General features: G+C 65.3%; 13 protein-coding genes. 8 read left to right on the top strand and 5 right to left on the bottom strand.

All coding sequences use genetic code 11. The annotated features are described in order from the left end of the window. Nucleotides 1-163: 163 nt before the first annotated feature. The 4 genes from C265_RS09010 to C265_RS08995 form a co-directional block, all read right to left on the bottom strand. A complete protein-coding gene (locus C265_RS09010) occupies nucleotides 164-1,474 on the bottom strand; it encodes a dicarboxylate/amino acid:cation symporter (RefSeq protein ID WP_010813062.1) in 1,311 nt (436 codons plus the stop codon). 606 nt (nucleotides 1,475-2,080) lie between these two features. Next, nucleotides 2,081-3,379 (bottom strand): MFS transporter, encoded by a 1,299-nt coding sequence (locus tag C265_RS09005; protein ID WP_010813061.1) that lies wholly within the window; start codon nucleotides 3,377-3,379, stop codon nucleotides 2,081-2,083. An 82-nt stretch (nucleotides 3,380-3,461) separates the two neighbouring features. After that, complete coding sequence (hutU, locus tag C265_RS09000) at nucleotides 3,462-5,159, bottom strand: urocanate hydratase (protein ID WP_010813060.1); 1,698 nt, start codon at nucleotides 5,157-5,159, stop codon at nucleotides 3,462-3,464. A 200-nt stretch (nucleotides 5,160-5,359) separates the two neighbouring features. Continuing rightward, nucleotides 5,360-8,758 carry a diguanylate cyclase gene (locus C265_RS08995; protein WP_010813059.1) on the bottom strand — a complete coding sequence of 1,133 codons (3,399 nt, stop codon included), beginning with the start codon at nucleotides 8,756-8,758 and terminating at the stop codon, nucleotides 5,360-5,362. 967 nt (nucleotides 8,759-9,725) lie between these two features. On the opposite strand from C265_RS08995, the gene C265_RS31325 reads away from it, so the two are divergent. The 6 genes from C265_RS31325 to C265_RS08975 all read left to right on the top strand — a co-directional run bounded on the left by C265_RS31325 (nucleotide 9,726) and on the right by C265_RS08975 (nucleotide 15,311). Then, nucleotides 9,726-11,309 (top strand): radical SAM protein, encoded by a 1,584-nt coding sequence (locus C265_RS31325; protein ID WP_161940219.1) that lies wholly within the window; start codon nucleotides 9,726-9,728, stop codon nucleotides 11,307-11,309. Next, nucleotides 11,309-12,613 (top strand): MFS transporter, encoded by a 1,305-nt coding sequence (locus C265_RS31320; RefSeq protein WP_081050171.1) that lies wholly within the window; start codon nucleotides 11,309-11,311, stop codon nucleotides 12,611-12,613. The genes C265_RS31325 and C265_RS31320 overlap by 1 nt, the downstream gene beginning before the upstream one ends. Nucleotides 12,614-12,619: 6 nt before the next feature. Continuing rightward, on the top strand, nucleotides 12,620-13,177 hold the full coding sequence (locus C265_RS33165) for a trans-aconitate 2-methyltransferase (protein WP_010813057.1): 558 nt from the start codon (nucleotides 12,620-12,622) through the stop codon (nucleotides 13,175-13,177). Continuing rightward, entirely contained in the window at nucleotides 13,129-13,770 is a 642-nt protein-coding gene (locus tag C265_RS31310; protein WP_234788129.1) for a GNAT family N-acetyltransferase, read from the top strand. The genes C265_RS33165 and C265_RS31310 overlap by 49 nt, the downstream gene beginning before the upstream one ends. Nucleotides 13,771-13,924: 154 nt before the next feature. Next, nucleotides 13,925-14,323 (top strand): nuclear transport factor 2 family protein, encoded by a 399-nt coding sequence (locus C265_RS08980; RefSeq protein ID WP_010813055.1) that lies wholly within the window; start codon nucleotides 13,925-13,927, stop codon nucleotides 14,321-14,323. 100 nt (nucleotides 14,324-14,423) lie between these two features. Continuing rightward, on the top strand, nucleotides 14,424-15,311 hold the full coding sequence (locus tag C265_RS08975) for a c-type cytochrome (protein ID WP_010813054.1): 888 nt from the start codon (nucleotides 14,424-14,426) through the stop codon (nucleotides 15,309-15,311). Nucleotides 15,312-15,320: 9 nt separating this feature from the next. Here C265_RS08975 and C265_RS08970 read toward each other — a convergent pair whose 3' ends face one another. Beyond that, nucleotides 15,321-16,406: an acyltransferase gene (locus C265_RS08970; protein WP_037023938.1), complete on the bottom strand. Its 1,086-nt coding sequence runs from the start codon at nucleotides 16,404-16,406 to the stop codon at nucleotides 15,321-15,323. A 331-nt stretch (nucleotides 16,407-16,737) separates the two neighbouring features. Here C265_RS08970 and C265_RS08965 point away from each other — a divergent pair, with 331 nt between their 5' ends. Both C265_RS08965 and C265_RS08960 read left to right on the top strand, forming a co-directional pair. After that, a complete protein-coding gene (locus C265_RS08965) occupies nucleotides 16,738-17,202 on the top strand; it encodes a (2Fe-2S)-binding protein (RefSeq protein ID WP_010813052.1) in 465 nt (154 codons plus the stop codon). 15 nt (nucleotides 17,203-17,217) lie between these two features. Continuing rightward, a complete protein-coding gene (locus C265_RS08960; RefSeq protein ID WP_010813051.1) occupies nucleotides 17,218-19,476 on the top strand; it encodes a xanthine dehydrogenase family protein molybdopterin-binding subunit in 2,259 nt (752 codons plus the stop codon). Nucleotides 19,477-19,604 lie beyond the last annotated feature (128 nt).

Raw genomic sequence — 19,604 nt, 5'->3', positions numbered from 1 at the left:
GTGTTGGGTGAGGCAGGTGGCAAAGCCGCCGCGCGGACCAGAGGGGCAGGGGCCGGCGCGGGTGCCTACTTTTACCACACCAGGGGGGCGGTGCCGCGCCAGAATGCAAAAAGGCCCGGTTGCCGTATCGGCAACCGGGCCCTGGCACGCCTGGCGGACGGTATTACTTGCCCGCGAGGACCTGGGCAGGTGCCAGGCCGGTGGTGGTATCCGCGGCGGGTTCATCCTCCTCGGACGGTACCGGCGCGCCGATGGCGTCTTCGCTTTTGGCGACGACGGCGGTGGCAATCGCATTGCCGAGCACATTGGTCACGGTGCGACCCATGTCGAGTACGTGGTCGATGCCCAGCACCAGCAGGATGCCGGCCTCCGGCAGGCCGAACATCGGCAGCACGGCGGCGACCACCACCAGCGAGGCGCGCGGCACGCCGGCGATGCCCTTGCTGGTGACAAGCAGGACCAGCAGCATGGTGATCTGCTGGGTCAGCGACAGCTCGATGCCATACACCTGCGCCACGAACAGCGCGGCAAACGAGGTGTACATGATCGAGCCGTCCAGGTTGAACGAGTAGCCCAGCGGCAGCACGAAGTTGGTGATGCGCTCCTTGACGCCGAAACGGGTCAGCTGGTCGATCACTTTCGGGTAGGCCGATTCGCTGCTGGCGGTGGCGAAGCCGATCATCAGCGGCGCGCGCATCTGCTTGAGCAGGCGGAACACGTCACGGCCCAGGAAGAAGTAGCCGCCGGCGATCAGCGCCACCCACAGCAGCGCCAGCGCCAGGTACAGGCTGCCAATCAGCTTGGCGTACACGACCAGCACGCCCAGGCCCTGCGCGGTGATCACCGCCGCGATGGCGCCGAACACGCCAACCGGGGCAAACGCCATCACGTAGTTGGTGACCTTCAGCATCACCGTGGCGAGGCCTTCGATGCCTTGCAGCACGGGCTTGCCCACGCCGTCCTTGACCGTGCCCAGCGCAAAGCCGAAGAACAGCGAGAACACCACGATCTGCAGGATCTCGTTGTGCGCCATGGCCTCGACAAAGCTCTTGGGGAACATGTGGGCGATGAAGTCGCGCAGGTTCAGCGCGCCGGTCTTCAGGTTCGAGGCCGCGTCAGCTGGCGGCAGCGGCAGGTTCATGCCGTGGCCGGGTTCCAGCAGGTTGGCCATCACCAGGCCCAGCAGCAGCGAGGTGATCGAGGCGCCAATGAACCACATCATTGCCTTCAGGCCGATGCGGCCCACGGCGCGGCCATCGCCCATGCTGGCGATGCCGGCCACCAGCGTGGCGAACACCAGCGGGCCGATGATCATCTTGATCATCCGCAGGAATACATCGGTCAGGATGGACAGGTGGTCCGCAATCGATTTGGCGGTGGCGGCGTCCGGCGCCATGTTGTGCGCGGCGGTGCCGACCAGCACGCCGAGCAGCATCGCAATGAAGATCAGGGTGGGCAGTCGATTCAGTTTCATCGTGGATCAGGCCTGTGCGTCCGTCTCCTGTGGCAGGGACGGGCGTCTGTGTATTGCGGGAAGGCTGGGCGGCGATGTCGGGGCGCCGGGCCGGCCTTGTCGTGGTTCAGCGCGGCAACAGGTGCCGTGGGTTCGCCGGAGTGGCGAAGGGGGTGGGCAAGGCGGGGTCGGTCATGTGTGTCCTCCTTTGTTTTTGGCATCGGCCGGGACGCCGGGCGGCGTGCCGGCATACCCGTCTGGCGCTGTAAGCGGCGGCCTATATTGCACGCGCCGTGCCAGCCCGAAAGGGCTGCAGGAGTTGTGCAACTTATTGAATACAAAGGAGAAAAAGATGTGATTCCGGCGCCGGATTCGGGAATCCGGACCGGCATGCGAAAACGCCGTTCGGGAATCCGAACGGCGTTCTAGGTGTTAACCCGGGGTTTTGAGGTGCTGGCAGCGGGGGACGGTGGGGCGTTTGCCGGCGTCACAGGGCTGGAAAAAACGAGGGCCTTGCTTGATGTGGTTCCTGGCCAAACCACCCTCTCCCCATGAGGGGAGAGGGAGAACACCTTGCTTAGGCTAGCTCGGGCGGCTTTGGAGCACCCTTTGCAGGCGCCGGGGAACTCATTTCAGCCGCCGTCCCAGCGTTTCCGGCACCATTGCCAGGCCGATCAGCGATACCAGGCCACAGCCGATCACATACAGCGCGGGCGCATTGGCGTCACCGGTGACCTGGATCAGCCGGGTCGAAAAATACTGCGCAAAGCCGCCGAAGATCGCGATCGCCACGCAATACGCGATCGACAGCCCGGTGGCGCGCAGCCGCTGCGGCAGCACCTCGCTGACCAGGACCATCGAGGCCGGCGCGGTCATCGACATTGGCACCGACAGGCAGCCCACCACCACCAGCAGGCGCGCGAGCGACGGCTCGGCGTTGATCAGCACGAAGGCCGGGTAGACCATTGCCAGCAGCGCCACGCGCGACCACAGCACCACGGTCTTGCGGCCGATGCGGTCAGCCAGCCAGCCCGCGAACGGCGACAGCACCACCTGCACCAGCGCCGCCACGCACGCGGCCCAGATGCCCAGCGACAGCGGCATCTTCAGCACGCTGACCGCGTAGTTGCTGAGGTAGTACACGACGATATAGGTCGAAGAGGCCAGGCCGATCATCAGCAGGATGCTGGCGATGATCTCGCGGCCATGGCGGCGCAGCAGCGGCCATTGCGCGGCGTGCTCGCCGTGGCGCACGGGCGCGGCGGTTTCTTCCAGCCGGCGGCGGATCACCAGGCCGACCGGGATCACCAGGATGCCGATCAGGAAGGCGAGGCGCCAGCCCCAGGCTTCCAGCTCGGCCGGCGCCAGCACGTTGCTCAGCACCAGGCCTGTGATCGCGCCCAGCAGCGCCGCCAGGCCCTGGCTGAACGGCTGCCATGCGGTATAGAAGCCGCGCGTGCGGTCATCGGCGTATTCCAGCAGCAGCGCGGTCGATGCGCCCATCTCGCCGCCAATGGCAAAGCCCTGCACCAGCCGCGCCACCACCACCAGCACCGGCGCGAGGATGCCGATCTGCGCGTACGGCGGCGTCACCACGAAGATCAGCGAGCTCAGCCCCATCAGCCACAAGGTCAGCGCCACCGCCGGCTTGCGCCCGGCGCGGTCGGCATACATGCCGATCAGCAGGCCGCCCAGCGGGCGCATCAGGAAGCCGACGCCAAAGGTGGCGAACGACATCAGCAGTTGCCCGGTAGGGTTGTCGACCGGAAAGTAGAGCCGGCCGATCAGCGTGGCAAAGAAGCTGTAGACGACGAAATCATAGAACTCCAGGCCATTGCCGATGGTAATCGCGGCAATGGCGCGCGTGCGTGACAGTTGCGCCGGGGGCGCAGCGACCGCCACGCCGGCGGTGGTGTCGATGGACATGGGTGTCTCCGTAAAACGATAAGGCGCCGGCCGGGGCGCACGCGGCGGCCCGGCGGCAGAACGGCTCTTGCTGGCCGCGGGATCAGTCGCGCGATGCGTGGTTCAGCATCGGCAGGTCCAGGCCCTGCTCGCGCGCGCAGTCGACGGCGATCTGGTAGCCGGCGTCGGCATGGCGCATCACGCCGGTGGCGGGGTCGTTGTGCAGCACGCGGGCGATGCGGGCGGCGGCTTCATCGGTGCCGTCGCACACGATCACTACGCCGGAATGCTGCGAGAAGCCCATGCCCACGCCGCCGCCATGGTGCAGCGAAACCCAGGTGGCGCCGCTGGCGGTGTTGAGCAGCGCGTTCAGCAGCGGCCAGTCGGACACGGCGTCGGAGCCGTCCTGCATGGCCTCGGTCTCGCGGTTGGGGCTGGCGACCGAGCCCGAATCCAGGTGGTCGCGCCCGATCACGACCGGCGCCGACAGCTCGCCGCTGCGCACCATCTCGTTGAAGGCCAGGCCCAGCTTGGCGCGCAGGCCCAGGCCCACCCAGCAGATCCGCGCCGGCAGGCCCTGGAAGCTGATGCGCTCGCGCGCCATGTCGAGCCAGCGGTGCAGGTGCTCGTCATCGGGGATCAGTTCCTTGACCTTGGCGTCGGTCTTGTAGATGTCCTGCGGGTCGCCCGACAGCGCGGCCCAGCGGAACGGGCCGATGCCGCGGCAGAACAGCGGGCGGATGTACGCGGGCACGAAGCCGGGGAAGTCGAAGGCATTGGCCACGCCTTCTTCCTTGGCCATCTGGCGGATATTGTTGCCGTAGTCGAAGGTCGGCACGCCCATCTGCTGGAACGCCAGCATGGCGCGCACATGCGCGGCCATCGATGCCTTGGCGGCCTTGACCACCGCCGCCGGCTCGCGCTGCGCGCGCTCGCGGTATTCGTCCCAGCTCCAGCCGGCCGGCAGGTAGCCGTTGAGCGGGTCATGCGCGCTGGTCTGGTCGGTGACCATGTCCGGGCGCACGCCGCGGCGCACCAGCTCGGGCAGCACCTCGGCGGCGTTGGCGCACAGCGCGATCGAGATCGCCTTGCCCTGCGAGGTATAGCGGTCGATGCGGGCCAGCGCGTCGTCCAGGTCGGTGGCCTGCTCGTCGACATAGCGGGTCTTCAGGCGGAAGTCGATGCGGCTCTGCTGGCATTCGATATTGAGCGAACAAGCGCCGGCCAGCGTGGCGGCCAGCGGCTGCGCGCCGCCCATGCCGCCCAGGCCGGCGGTCAGCACCCAGCGGCCCTTCAGGTTGCCGCCGAAATGCTGGCGGCCGGCTTCGACGAAGGTCTCATAGGTGCCCTGCACGATGCCCTGGCTGCCGATATATATCCAGCTGCCGGCGGTCATCTGGCCATACATGGCCAGGCCCTTGGCATCGAGTTCGTTGAAGTGTTCCCAGTTGGCCCAGTGCGGCACCAGGTTGGAGTTGGCGATCAGCACGCGCGGCGCGTCACGATGGGTGCGGAACACGCCCACAGGCTTGCCCGACTGCACCAGCAGGGTCTGGTCGTCTTCCAGGCGGGTCAGCGCTTCGACGATGCGGTCATAGCATTCCCAGTTGCGGGCGGCGCGGCCGATGCCGCCATAGACCACCAATTCCTTCGGGTTCTCCGCCACCTCGGGGTCGAGGTTGTTCATCAGCATGCGCAGCGGGGCTTCCGTGAGCCAGCTCCTGGCCGTCAGCGTGGTGCCGCGGGGGGCGCGGATTTCGGTGTCGCGGAAACGCGTGGGGTTGGTGGTGGTCTTGGTCACGGGAACTCCTTCGGTCGTGCAGTCGGGAACGCTCGCTTTTTTTGGCGATGCATAGGCATGTATAGTCCTGTATATACAGGCATGTATGAATCGGTGTAATCCCGTAGGACGGATAAGCCTCAATATGGCGTTTTAGTCACAATGGAAGCGGAGCACCGGGGAGGGCGGACATCTGGCCTCGTGACTGGCGCCGGATCTAATCACGACCCGGCGGCCTGGGAGGCCTGCGCGTCGCGCTGCCGGCATCCGGCCAGGAACACGTCCAGCGGCACCGGTCGCCCGATCACATACCCCTGCGCATAGTCCACCCCGATCGCGCGCAGCGCATCGAGGGTGCGCTCATCCTCCACCCACTCCGCCACCGTGCGCACCCCCAGCCGGTGCCCGATGTCGTTGATCGAGCTGACGATCTCGCGGTCGACCGCGTTGTCGGCCAGTTGCCGGATGAAGCTGCCGTCAATCTTCAGGAAGTCCACCGGGAACTGCTTCAGGTAGGCAAACGACGACAGGCCCGAGCCGAAGTCGTCCAGCGACACGGTGCAGCCGGCGCGCCGCATCTCCGTCACCAGCCGGTTGGCCGCGGCCATATTGTTGATCAGCGCGGTTTCCGTGATCTCCAGCCGGATGCGGCTGGCGGGCAGCGCACTGGCCTCCAGCTCTGCATGCAGGAAGGGCAGCAGGAAGGGCTCGCCGAGCGAGTTGGCGGACAGGTTGATCGATACCGACAGCCCGGGCACGGCGCCCAGGCGTTCGCCGTAGCCGCGCAGCACGTTGCGGATGACCCAGCGGTCGACGTGGCCCATCAGGTCGTAGCGCTCGGCGGCGGGAATGAAGGCACCGGGCATGATCAGATCGCCGTGCTCGTCGACCATGCGCACCAGGATCTCGATATGGCAGTGTTCGGCGCCGTCTTCGTTCTCCTCCGGCTGCAGTGCGCGGATCTCCTGCGCGAACAGGCGGAAGCGGTTCGCTTCCAGCGCCGAATGGATGCCGGCGGCGACTTCCAGCTCGCGGTGGTGGCGGCGCGCATCGCTCTCGTCGCGGCGGTAGACCGAGACGCGGCTGCGGCCGGCGGCCTTGGCGGCGTAGCAGGCCACGTCGGCGCGGCTCATCAGTTCGCTGACCGGGGGCACGTCCAGGTCGATCGCGGCGATGCCGATGCTGGCGCCCATGTCGTACACGCGTCCTTCCCACGGGAAGCGGCGGCCGCGGATGGCGTCGATCACGCCCTGGCAGACCTGTTCGGCCTGGTCGACGGTGCAGTCCTTGAGCAGCAGCGCGAACTCGTCGCCGCCCAGGCGCGCCAGCACGTCGTCGGGACGCACGTGGTTGCGGATCATGTAGCCCAGTTCGCGCAGCAGCACGTCGCCGGCGCCGTGGCCGGCGGTGTCGTTGACGATCTTGAAGCGGTCCAGGTCGATGAAGCACAGCGCGGCGCGGTGGCCGTGCAGCCGCGCCGCGTCGCAGGCTTCGCGCAGGCGCTTCTCGAACCAGGTGCGGTTGGGCAGGCCAGTGAGCGCATCGTGCATGGCCGAACGCGCCAGCTCGCGCTGCAGCGCGCGCGCGGTGGTGATGTCCTGGAACACCAGCACCGCGCCCAGCACCTCGCCGCGCGCGGTCAGCACGGGAGCGGCCGAGTCCTGCACGTCGTGGCGCTCGCCGGTCAGGCTCTGCAGCACGGCGCCGTCCTGCAGGTAAGCCGGCGCGAGCGTGCGCAGGCAGGCTTCGACCGGGCTGGGGATGGGGTCGCCGGTGGCTTCGTCGACGATGCGGAAGACCTGCTCCAGCGGCAGGCCGGTGGCGCTGGCCATGGTCCAGCCGGTCAGCTGTTCGGCGATCGGGTTCATGAAGGTCACGTGCATGGCCGCATCGGTGCAGATCACCGCATCGCCGATCGAGCGCAGCGTGATGTGCAGGCGTTCCTTCTCTTCGAACAGCGCCTCGGTCAGGCGCCGCTGCTCGGTGATGTCCCAGTTGGTGCCGACCAGGGCCTGCGCGGTGCCATCGTCGGTGCGCGTGACCATGGCCATCGCGCGCACGTGGCGCACGTTGCCGCCGGGGCGTGCGATGCGGTATTCGGTATCGAACGGCGCCTCGCCGCGGATGGCCTGGCGCATCTCGCCGCTGACGCGGCTGACGTCGTCCGGATGCAGCATCGCGATCCATTGCTCCACCACTGGCGTGCCGCCCGCGGGGTCGGTGCCGTGCAGCGCGTGCATGCGCGCGTCCCAGGTGACGCCGGCGCTGGTGAAGTCCCACTCCCAGATGCCCACGCCGCCGGCTTCAGCCGCCAGCTGGATGCGGCGCGACAGCCGTTCCAGCTCTTGCTGCGCCAGCTTGCGCGCGTGGATGTCTTCCACCTGGGTGATGAAGTGCTGCGGCTCGCCGCTCTGTTCGTCGCGCACCAGCGACACCGCCAGCAGAACCCAGCGGTAATGGCCGTCCTTATGGCGGTAGCGCTTTTCCAGGCGGTAGGACTCGATCTTCCCGGACAGCAGGTTGTCGACCTGGCGCAGGCCGCCGCTCAGGTCGTCGGGGTGGGTCAGTTGCTGGTAGCTCAGCTCGCGCAGCTCGGCCGCGCTGTAGCCCAGCAGCTCGGTCATGGCACGGTTCACCGTCTGCCAGCGGCCGTCCATGTCGACCAGCGCCATGCCGATGGCCGAGTGCTCCATGGCCTGGCGAAAACGCTTGTCGCTGCTGCGCAGGCTGGCGCGGCCGTGCCGGTTCTGCTCGGTCAGGTAGGCGATGCAGACCGGGAACACCATGATCACCGCCGCCGACAGCGGCACTGCTTCATGGCGGTGCGCGAGCAGCATCAGCGCCTGCAGGCAGAGTGTGGCCACCAGCGTCAGCAGCGCGGTCGCAAACGGATTGCCGGCCAGCGCCACCAGCACCAGCGGCAGCGACATCGCGGCAAACGGGTCATGGCTCTGCCACTGCGCAAAGGCGCCGATGGCCAGGCACAGCGCCAGCGCGCCCGCCTGCGGCGCCAGCACCGGCCGCGCGACGGCGGCGCGCACGCGCACCTCCGTCATCGACAACATCATCGGCAGCAACAGCGCCATGCCGAGCGCGTCGGCCTGCCACCACGTCCACCAGACCGAGGCGAAGCTGGTGCCATGGGTCGCGGCGATGGCCATGGCGCCGGCGGTGGCCCCCAGTGCCGGCGCCAGGATGCCGCCCACCGCCAGCATCACCGCGAAGGCGGCCAGCGGACCGTGGCGCCCCAGGGCGGCATGCCGGTCCAGCAGGCGCAGCAGCCCGAGCGCGAACAGCATCTCGGCCAGGTTGGCGCCGGTCAGCATCAGCGCGGTGGCGACGCTGTCGCCGGCCGCATGGTTGGCCAGCACGCTGGCGCCCAGCATGCCGGCCAGCAGCCACGGCCCCTCCGCGCGCGGCCGGTGCAGCAGCAGGCCCAGCCCGAAGGCGTTGGGCAGCCACACCGCCGCCACGGTGCCGGGCAGCCGCGCCAGCCAAAGCGCAGCCGCCGCCAGCACGAAATAGCCGGCGCCGGCCAGCAGCAAGGGCAGCCAGCGGCGCTGCGGGGCAGGATGGTCGTTGGCGGCCTGGTGGCTCGGCGGGGCCGTGTCTGGCGTCATGGACGAGAACGATGCGAAGGCGGTGCGTCTGGGTAGGAAGGAGGCGGCTTGGCCGGCGCGCCCGGGCGGCACGGCCCCGGATGCGCGGACGGACTGCCGCCCAGCGTAGGGGCAATGTAGCGAGGATATGGACGCGGCCATCGGCAGGACAGCGGGCAGGTTGGGGGCCTTCTTGCCACTGGTGCTGGGGGCGATTTTTTGGTAGGGGCGGCATGAGAGCTCTCCGCGACCCAGCCGGGCCAGCGCGCCTCCCAATATCAGTTTCCTTGTAGGGAATTAGGCCGCTCATCGGGGGCGGTCAGCACCAGGGACGCGCCATTGGCGCCAACGGCTTAGTCCCTTCCCCTAGTTGTCCACATGCGGCAACACGGTTTCAAAGGCGGAACCCCGCGGGGCGCCCGAATGTTCGTCGTAATCTTCCGAGTTTTCCGCAGGGATGATGGGAAAGATCCTACTTACTAACGCGGAATGACGAACCACTCTGAAAGCAGATCTACTTGGACGACGGCGATCTTCTAGTGATTGATTGAGTCGGCATAAAGTCGATCCAGCTGCCGAAAAATCTTTTTGGCATCAGCGTTCGTAGCTCCGCGTGCACGTGGAGGAAATGGGGCGTCGCTCCTAAGGCGCTCCGCAACGCCAACGCAAACGTTGGCATTTTCAAAAAGGAGTATGAAATGTCAAAGGTCTATATTTTTCTCTCGAAAGCCATCAAGCGCTGCACTGGGCACCGCAAGCACTTTGGCTATCACTCCACCTATGCAGGTCATCTTGTGGACTCCTGTAATAGCAATACGTGATCGGCAAATAACTAGGTTCTAGTTATTAGGCGTGCTTCTTCGGTCAGAACTTCCGCGGGGAGAATCCTATGTCTCTGAGATCAAATCTGACGACGTCAACGACTTGGCGTGACTTCGATCTTTCGGTGGTCACTGAGCGATTTCGCCTCAAGAGTCCATTCGGTTCCATGGCAGACGAACTCGAGCGAGAGGCACGCCGTTTCCTTTGGATCAGCGCAAAGACTCAAGAACCGCTTGTGCCATCCGCGCTCGTGGACGAGTACTGGCATGCGCTGATTTTGAGTACCAGCCTGTATCGAGACTACTGCGACAACGCCTTTGGCTTCTTCATTGAGCATACCAACGGCATACCAGGGACATCGCAGCAAGCGCTCCAGGCTCACACCGAAGCGTACCAAAGAACGCTGCAAATCTACGAGGCAGAATTTCAGTCGCCAGCCCCGTTTACCAGCTGGCCAGACTCTCGCAATCGAGTTGATAAGCGACTGGATCGCTACAAGAAGCCATACCGTCTTCACCTGGAGACAACCAACCATTGCAACCTTCGGTGCGAACACTGTTACCCCGAGTCTTCAAGTGCCGAGCCGCATCACCCCAGAGAGAAAATTGACCGAACTCTTGACGAGGCGGCGCGGCTCGGAGTGAGGAAGATTACGCTAACGGGTGGCGAAATATTGACTCGGCCAGATTGGAAGAGGATTTTTTCAAAATCTCTCGATGTTTGCGACAACGTGTATTTCATCACAAACGGGCTGCTCCTCACGAGAAGGAAGCTGGAGTGGCTTGCCAAGCAGCGCGCTATCCGATCCGTGAGGGGATGGCGGCGATCCATCTTTGAAAGTGCTCCTGTTGAGATAGGGGTGGCCATTAGTCTGGACGGTCTGGCTGGTAATGCTTTGGTACGCAAGAATGATGCGGGTGCAGGTGTTAAGGCCGCGCAGATCATCGACCGTATCGCACTGGCGGTACAATATGGCCTGCATGTTACGGTAAACACGACAATAACAAACGAGGTATCGGCAAAAGAGCTTCCGGAAATGTACGATCTTCTCAGCCGGATTGGGATTGATCGTTGGCAGATCGATCAAGCCTACCTTGCGGGCAGGTTTAGGAGCAGCGATCTCTCAAGCAGCGAACTTGCATGGCTCGAAGATGCAAAGGCTGGTTATAAGTACATCATTAGGAACTATCTTAAAGAATATCCAAAAATCCCTGATTGGCGACTCGAAATAGTTCAAGTGTTTCGATATGACAATCTGTTTTACGGATTTTCCCCAGCTGCGAGCCTGGACGAGCATCCTTGCTCATATCACTTCGGTTCGATGATCGTCGAACAGGGCGACAGAATCCGATTTTGTCCTTCGCTTCGTGACCCTGGCATCGAATCCATCTCCACGGCCGGTTCAGTGGAAGCTGTCTATGGCAGCGAAGATTTCAGAGCTTTCCTTTCCAGGTCAATCAACGACCTTCCATGCAAGGAGTGCCGGTATGGAAAGCTGTTCCATGGTGGATGCAGGGCCAACAGCTATGCCTACCTGGGGCGCATGTGGGATGCAGATCCCATCTGTTGCAGCTTGGCGCCGTTCGTCGAAGACGAGGTTCTTCCGTTGCTCCCAACGAAGCTTCAGGACAGCTTTCGGGCTTCGCTACAGGGAGGCCCGCGTCCCGGTGATCCTGGGCACATTCCGACCGAGCAGAAGCGACGCCGCGTTGTTCATATCCAGGCAATGCCTGTGAATGGGAATGAGTGATGTCGGAAGTCAGACAAGGGGAACGCTTCACTGAGACCAAATTTCCGTTGGCGTACAACAACTTCCGACTGGTTTGGGCGGGTCAGTTTGTCAGTTTGGTCGGGAGCTCTGCGCATACGGTTGCAATTTCATTCTTCCTCAAAGAGGCGACCCAATCAGGATCCTTTGTTGGCATCGCACTGTTTTGCTGTGGCGTCGCTGCGTTGCTTTGTTTGCCTCTGTCTGGTGTCGTTGCAGATCGTATAAACAGAAAATCGATCGTAATGTTCTGTGACACAGTGAACGCTTGCGTGACTCTCGCTTTGGCCTTTGCATTCCATTGGGCGCCGCGAAGCTTGGGGTCGTGGCTCCCGGTTCTAGCGGTGCTTTGCAGCCTAACGATTGCAGTTTCGTCGGCATTCTTCCGACCTGCTTTCGGCGCGATGTTGCCGGACCTCGTTCCGAGGGCAGCGTTGGCGCCGGCGAATGCCCTCTACAAGACTGGGGCGCGTTCTGGCGACCTGCTTGGCAACATGCTCGGAGGGTGGATTTATGGGTTGGTTGGTCCCGGTGCATTATTTCTTGCAAATTCTCTGTCCTATTTTCTGGCTGTGCGTTGCGTGTCATGCGCCAGGCCGAACGAACTGTTCGCGCCACAACGTCGATCGAGTCGATCAACGGTTGGCATCGCTGGTCTGGTGACAGAGTTCCTTCAGGGAGTTGGAACCCTTGCCAGCATCCCAGGTGGCCGACAGTTCCTGAGCATGGCGTTGGTGATCAACTTCTTCGCCACGCCAATCCTTGTCTTGATGCCCTTCCATGCTTCTGGAGTGTTACGTGTGAGTGTGCCGATGTACGGTCTTCTCATGGCAGCACTCTCGATGGGAGTGTTGATTGGGTATCTCATGGCGGCGAAGATTCCTGTGCCGCGCCTGAATCAGACACGGGTTGTAGTTTCCATCATTTCTTTCATGTGTGGCTGTTTTCTGTTGTTCAGCCGAACCGGAAATTTCACGCTCGCCTCTCTTCTGTTGTTTGCCGCCGGCGTCGCAAATGGATACTGGAGCATATTCTTTGAAACGACGCTGCAGCGAGTGATTCCGCGAGGCGCATTGGGGCGCGTCTACGCATGCTATGGATTGCTATCGGGTGGACTGATACCTTTGGCTTCGTTGGTTGGTGGTGTGGCCCTGGATGTACTGGTCGGGGACACCAGAGTATTGTTCACAGTTTGTGCGCTGGTGATGACTATGTACCCCATGTTTTTGTCGACGCGTAAGGGATTCTCGTCTTTTTTTGAATCCTTAGAGAGTGAGTCCAACTGAACGCCAATGGAAGATCCTGCAGGTGTTCGGGAATACGTTGTCACGGCTGCCGATGTTGCCGGGCGCCCTGGAAGTTCGAACATCGCGATAGACCTGGGATGCGGAAGTGACGTAGTTCCGCTTTATCTAATTAGGCGGGGTTGGCGTGTCCTTGCCATCGACAAGGACCCCACCGTTGTGGCTCACCTCAGAACTCGTGCGGGTGGAGGGAGGTTATCAGCCGTGTGCGCAGACTTTCAGGAGGTCCCGCTGCCAAGAGTTTCGTTGATCCACGCTGGCTACGCGTTGCAGTATGTTCACCCAGCCAGCTTCGCTGATCTATGGAGGCGTATCGCGGCGGCTCTGTATCCCGACGGGGTTTTTGCCGGACATTTCTTCGGGGAGAAAGATCAGTTTGCCAAGCATGACCAATTCTCGGTGTTTCGGTCCGAAGCGCTTCAGGAGCTTTTTGCAGAATGGAGGACTGAACACTGGGAAGAATTCTACGGCCCCGGCCATCGCGATCCGTCACGGTGGTGGCATTTCTTTACAGTCGTGGCGAAACTTCCTGGAATCTCGACCTAGGCTTTCCCTTCTTCGGTGCAAATATCATGTCTTCAAGTGCAAATGAGCCGGTATCTGGCGAGGATGTCGATCTGCTTTGGGAGCGCGCTTGCTCCGGGTTGGCCCCCGGTTCTTGCAGTCATGCGGTTCGGAATCTCAAGGATGGTGACCTTGAGCGCCTTGTCCCGCTGGTTTACTCCGCCTTTGCAGGCACGGTCGATAGCGCGCCGTTGGAGACATGGGGACGCAAACTCCTGGCTATCTTAAGCAATCAATACGGCCCCTTTCTGTCGACGGCATCATTCGCTGCGGAAACGCCGTCAGGTCAATTGGCCGGGACGATCCTCGCCACGGACTTTGCCCTTTACAAGGCTCCGGTTATCGCGTTGATAGCTGTGGCTCCCGGCACGCAGCATCAGGGTTTGGGTTCGTACCTTCTGCGCCGGTCCATCCAGGCGCTGGCGCTTGATGGCTTTTCCAGTTGTCGGGCCAGGATTTCCCCTGGGAACGACGCCTCGCTGCTGTTATTCCGAAAGACCGGCTTCGAGCTCCGCCGCGTCGATCTGAACGGATCTCCGCATTCGGGCGGTCGGCAAGCGGTGCCTCCGGCTTAAGGCGGCATTTGCCGTCACCATTCCCGAGCACTTCGCCAGTAACCCCGCCGATAACCTCCCCGGTAATCGCGCCGCGGCCCCGCCGCGTCCATCATGCAGCCATGGCCTGAACCCAGGCCCTGTACGGATTCCCAACCAACACTAGGAGTACGCCATGTCTGCCGCCATCCAAGCCCAAGTCACTGCCGATCCCGCCACCCTTGCCGACCGCTACCTCGCCGCCTGGAACGAGACCGATGCCGCGCGCCGGCGCGAGCTGATCGCGCTGGCGTGGACGGAATCGGCAAGCTATGTCGATCCGCTGATGCGCGGGGACGGCCATGCTGGCATCGACGCGATGATCGCCGCGGTGCAGACGAAGTTCCCCGGGTTTCGCTTTACCCGCGTGAGCCCGGTCGATGCGCACGGCGAGCACCTGCGCTTTACGTGGGAACTGGCCCCGGCGGGAGAGCCGGCGCTGGTGGTCGGCACCGACTTCGCCACGATTTCCGCCGATGGCCGGCTGGCGCGCATGACCGGCTTCATCGACCGGGCCCCGGCCGGGCTGGCCTGACCGAGGCGCGCGCCGCCGCTATGTGGCCTGCCCCACCGACAGCCCCCCGCCCACTGGCGGCAAGCTGCTGCATCCAGTGCGGCAGACAGGGGAAGGCAAAATGGCGCGATTTCTGCGGGTGGCGGCATGGGGGCTGGCCGGCACGGCTGTCGCCGTGGCCGTGGGGGCCTATGCCGCGGTATGGGTCGGCGAGCGCAAGGCGTCGCGCATTGTCGAGGTCAAGGTTTCACCCATCGCCATCCGTGAAGATGCCGCCGGCATCGCGCTCGGCAAGTACTTGTTTGAATCGCGCGGCTGCATGGAATGCCACGGTGCCGGCGGCGGCGGCAAGCAGGTGATCGACGACCCCGGCGGCCTGCGCGTGCGCGCGCCGGACCTGACGCGCGCCAATCCGGACATTGCCGCCTACCAGCCGGTTGACTGGGTACGGAGCATCCGCCATGGCGTGGCGCCCTCGCACCGGCCGCTGCTGATCATGCCCAGCGAGGACTACAACCGCCTGAGCGACGAGGACCTGGGCGCGCTGGTGGGCTACCTGCGCAGCCTGCCGCCGGCGATGGGGGCGCCCGCGGAAATCCGCATGCCATGGCTGGTGCGGGCGCTGTACGGCGTGGGCATCGTGCAGGACGCGGCCGCCAAGATCGACCACAGCTTGCCGGTGCAGCCTGCAATGGTGCCGGCGCCCACGGCCAGGTACGGCGGCTACGTCGCCAATGCGTGCCTGGGATGTCACGGGCCGGACTTCCGCGGCGGCAAGATCCCGGGCGCGCCGCCCGACTGGCCGCCCGCGGCGGACCTGCGCCCCGTGCCGGGCGGCGCCATGTCGCGCTACGGCCAGGCTTCGGCCTTTATCGCGATGATGCGCAGCGGCAAGCGGCCAGATGGCACCGAAGTAAGCCGCGTGATGCCGTTCGATTCGTTCGGACGCATGAACGATACCGACCTGACCGCGCTCTATCTGTTCCTGGCCGGCATGCCGCAGCGCTGAGCGCGCGCGTCAGCGCCGCGCCAGCCGCCGGCCGGCGGCGATGCCTGGCAGCTCCACCCAGCGGTGCAGCAGTAGCGCCAGCGCCAGCGCCAGGCCGGCATCGATGGCAAAGCGCAGCAGTTGCAGCGCGGTCTGGTAGGGCGCCAGTTCGGGCATCAGGTGCTTGACGCCCTCGATCACGGTGGGGTGCGTCAGGTACAGCGCATACGACAGTTCGCCCAGCCAGACCAGTACGCGCGGCACGCGCAGCACGCCGGCGTGCTCGGCCGCCACGGCGCCGGCCAGCAGCGCCGCCGCGGGCAGCCCGCGTCCGGCCAGGCTGAAGTCGGGCCCGACCAGCGGCAGCGACAGCGCGAACGCCGCGCAACCGGTTGCCAGCATGCCCACCGCGATGGCCGGCGTCAGCAGGTGGCGCCAGCGCGCGTAGGCCCACGCCAGTCCGCAGCCCAGCAGGAATTCCAGCACCAGCGGATTGCTGGCCATGGCCAGCCACGGCGTGGCGAACGGGTAGCCCTGCGCCGGATCTGCCGCCAGCGCGCCGAAGCGCCACCACGGCAGCACCAGCGTGGTCAACGCGAAGACCCCCAGCACCACCAGCAGCGCGCGCCTCCCGGCCAGCAGGCCGAGCGCGAAGGCGGCATAGAACGCCAGCTCATAGTTGAGCGACCAGCCCACGTACAGCGCCGGGTAGCCATAGTACGGCGCGTGGTCGGCTGCAGTCGGCAGGAAGGCCAGCGACGCCGCGAATACCGCCGGCGTGACCGGATTGAGCAGCAGCGCATGGATGGCCGACATGATCCAGTACGGCGGCGCCAGCCGGCAGCAGCGCCGGATCATGAAGCTGAGCGGGCGCTCAGGCTGGGGCCGCGCCAGCACCGCGACCCAGGCGATGATGAAGCCGCTGATGACAAAGAAGACGTCCACGCCGACATGGCCGCGCTTGATCACGTTGTCGGTCAGCCAGTTGAGCGCCGGCGCATCGGCGCCGCCCAGCGCCAGGCCGGAGTGGTAGACCACCACGAACGCGGCGGCCAGCCCGCGCAGGGCCTGGATGCTGTCGAGCCGCGCCACTGACGGGGACTGGGCCGCCGGCACGCGCGTGGCAGCGGTGGCGTGCGGGACCGGTGCCGCGGAGGCGCCGGAATAAGTGTGTTCTGGAACAGTCGATGGCACTGTTGCGGCGGCAGAAATCGGAAAGCGAAGGGATTCATGAGGGACAGCCGCCACATGCCCAAAGTTCGTGCAAAACGGCTTCGGGGGCAGGGTAGTGCGCATGGTGTCCGGCAAGGTGACCGAAATTGCACTATCCTCATTTGTCCTTTGCGCCAGGCTGCGGCGCATGGGCAGTGCCCGCGCGCCGCACGATTGCGCCCGGCGGGGGCACTGGAAAGAACCAGCGGGCAACGTACCCAAGGAGTGTCCCCCCATGACCACCCTCAATATCAACGTCAACGGCAAGACCCGTGAAGTCGACGTGGACCCGTCCACGCCGCTGCTGTGGGCGCTGCGTGACAACCTTGAAATGACCGGCACCAAGTTCGGCTGCGGCATGGCCGCATGCGGTGCCTGCACCGTGCACGTCAACGGCCAGGCTACGCGCAGCTGCGTGACGCCGGTATCCGCGGCTGCCGGCGCGCGCATCACCACCATCGAAGGCATCGGCACTGACAAGGTCGGGCGCGCCGTGATGGACGCCTGGCTCAAGCACGACGTGGCGCAATGCGGCTACTGCCAGAACGGCCAGGTGATGAGCGCCATCGGCCTGCTGCGCACCAAGCCGCGGCCCACCGACGCCGACATCGACCAGGCCATGGCCGGCAACCTGTGCCGCTGCGGCACGTACCAGCGCATCCGCGCGGCGATCAAAGACGCCGCCCGTGCGCTGGCCTGAGCGGGAGGAATGATAATGCGAATCCGAGGCATCGAGGCACTGGCCGGCGGCCAGGGCGGCAATGATGGCGAAGCGCGTCAGCACACCGGTATCGCCACGCTGGACCGCCGCAGTTTCCTGAAGCTGACCGGCCTGGCCGGCGGCGGGCTGGCACTGGGCGTGGCGCCGCTGGCGCAGGCGCAGGACGCGGCCAGGCCCAGGACCACAGCGCCGGCGCCGCAGGCGTTCCTGATCATCGCGCCGGACAACACCGTGACCGTGGCCGTGAACCGGCTCGAGTTCGGCCAGGGCGTGCACACCGCGCTGCCGATGGCGCTGGCCGAAGAGCTGGACGCCGACTGGCGCAACGTGCGCGCCACGCTGGCACCGGCGGGCGACCCGTACAAGGACCCCGCCTTCGGCATGCAGATGACCGGCGGCTCCACCGCGCTGAACCACTCGTTCGAGCAATATCGTGAACTGGGCGCGCGCGCCCGCGCGATGCTGGTGGCGGCGGCCGCGCAGCAGTGGAAGGTCGATCCGGCCAGCTGCAAGGTGGAGCAGGGCGTCATCACGTCCGGCAGCCATCGTGCCACCTTCGGCGAGCTGGCGCCCGCGGCGATGGAGCTGCCCGTGCCGCAGCGGGTCACTCTGAAAGACCCCTCGCAGTTCCGCATCGTCGGCAAGCCCACGCCGCGGCTGGATGCGCGCGGCAAGATGGACGCGACCACGCCGTTCGGCATCGACACGCACCTGAAGGGCATGGTGGTGGCCGTGGTGGCGCGCCCGCCGCGCTTTGGCGGCAAGGTCAAGAGCTTCAGCGCCGACAAGGCGCGCGCGGTGCAGGGCGTGCGCGGCGTGCTGCAGGTGCCGGTCGACCGCGGCGGCAGCGGCGTGGCGGTGATTGCCAGCGGCTACTGGCCGGCCAAGATGGGCCGCGATGCGCTCGAGATCCAGTGGGAAGACGCGGGCTCGAAGGTGTCGTCGCAGGCGCTCTTCGACGAATACGCAAGGCTGGCCGGCCAGCCCGGCACGGTGGCGCGCGCGGGGAGCGGGGATATCGGCTCGGCCATCAACGGTGCCGCGCGCAAGATCGAGGCCGACTTCCGCTTCCCGTACCTGGCGCACGCGCCGATGGAGCCGCTGAACTGCACGCTGCAGCCGGAAGTGGCCGGCGGCAAGGTGCAGTCGGTCAAGGTCTGGGTGGGCTCGCAGTTCCAGACCGTCGACCAGGCCGCGGTGGCGCGCACGCTGGGGCTGGCGCCGGACAAGGTGGTGCTCAACACCATGATGGCCGGCGGCGGCTTCGGCCGGCGCGCGGTGCCGACCTCGGACTACATCGTGGAAGCGGCCAACGTGCTCAAGGCCTGGGTAGCCGCCGGCCACACCGAGCCGCTCAAGGTGGTGTGGAGCCGCGAGGACGATATCCGCGGCGGCTACTACCGACCGCTGCACCTGCACCGCGCCCGCATCGGGCTGGATGCGCAGGGCAAGGTGGTGGGCTGGCAGCACACCATCGTCGGTCAGTCGATTCTGAAGGGCACGCCGTTCGAGCCCTTCATGGTCAAGAACGGCGTCGACGCCACCATGACCGAAGGCATCGTCGAGAATGACTATGACCTGCCGCTGCAGATGTCGGTGCACCATCCGCAGGTGGACGTGCCGGTGCTGTGGTGGCGCTCGGTGGGCAATACGCATACCGCCTTCGTCAAGGAAACGCTGGCCGATGAAATGGCCGCAGCCTCGAAGCAGGACCCCGTGGCATTCCGCCTGGCCCGGCTCGACGAGAAGAAGCACGCGCGCCACCGCGCCGCGCTGCAGCTGGCGGTGGACAAGTCCGGCTATGGCAAGCGCAAGCTGTCCAAGGGCCATGCCTGGGGCGTGGCCGTGCACGAGTCGTTCAACACCGTGGTGGCCTACGTGGTCGACGTCTCGGTGGTGAAGGGCGAGCCGCGCGTGCACCGCGTCACCGCCGGCGTGCATGCCAACCGCGTGGTCAACCCGATGTCCGCCGAGGCCCAGATCCAGGGTGCCTGCATCTTTGGGCTGGCCATGACCAAGCCGGGGTTTGCCATCGAGATCGAGAACGGCGCCGTGAAGAACAGCAACTTCCCGGACTATCCGCCGCCGCGCATCACCGATGCGCCGGTGGTGGACGTGTTCTTCGTGCCCTCGCAGGAGAACCCCACCGGCCTGGGCGAGCCGGGCGTGCCGCCGATCGCGCCGGCAGTGGCGAACGCGCTGTTCACGCTGACGGGCAAGCGCCAGCGGCAATTGCCGTTTGTGATGGCTTGATGGTCTGACCGCAGCCGGCCGCCGAAGGGGAGGTGCAGCCGCATCGCGCATCCCCCGAATGCGGCTGGCACGCGCTATTTGTTGTAATCGCACCAGTCTTTGCCGGGCCGTGGCTCCACCCTATTGCG

The organism is Cupriavidus sp. GA3-3 (genome assembly GCF_000389805.1).
Taxonomy (GTDB): Bacteria; Pseudomonadota; Gammaproteobacteria; order Burkholderiales; family Burkholderiaceae; genus Cupriavidus; species Cupriavidus necator_D.
The sequence above is the reverse complement of the archived record's forward strand: the minus strand, read 5'-3'. Positions and strand labels throughout refer to the sequence as shown.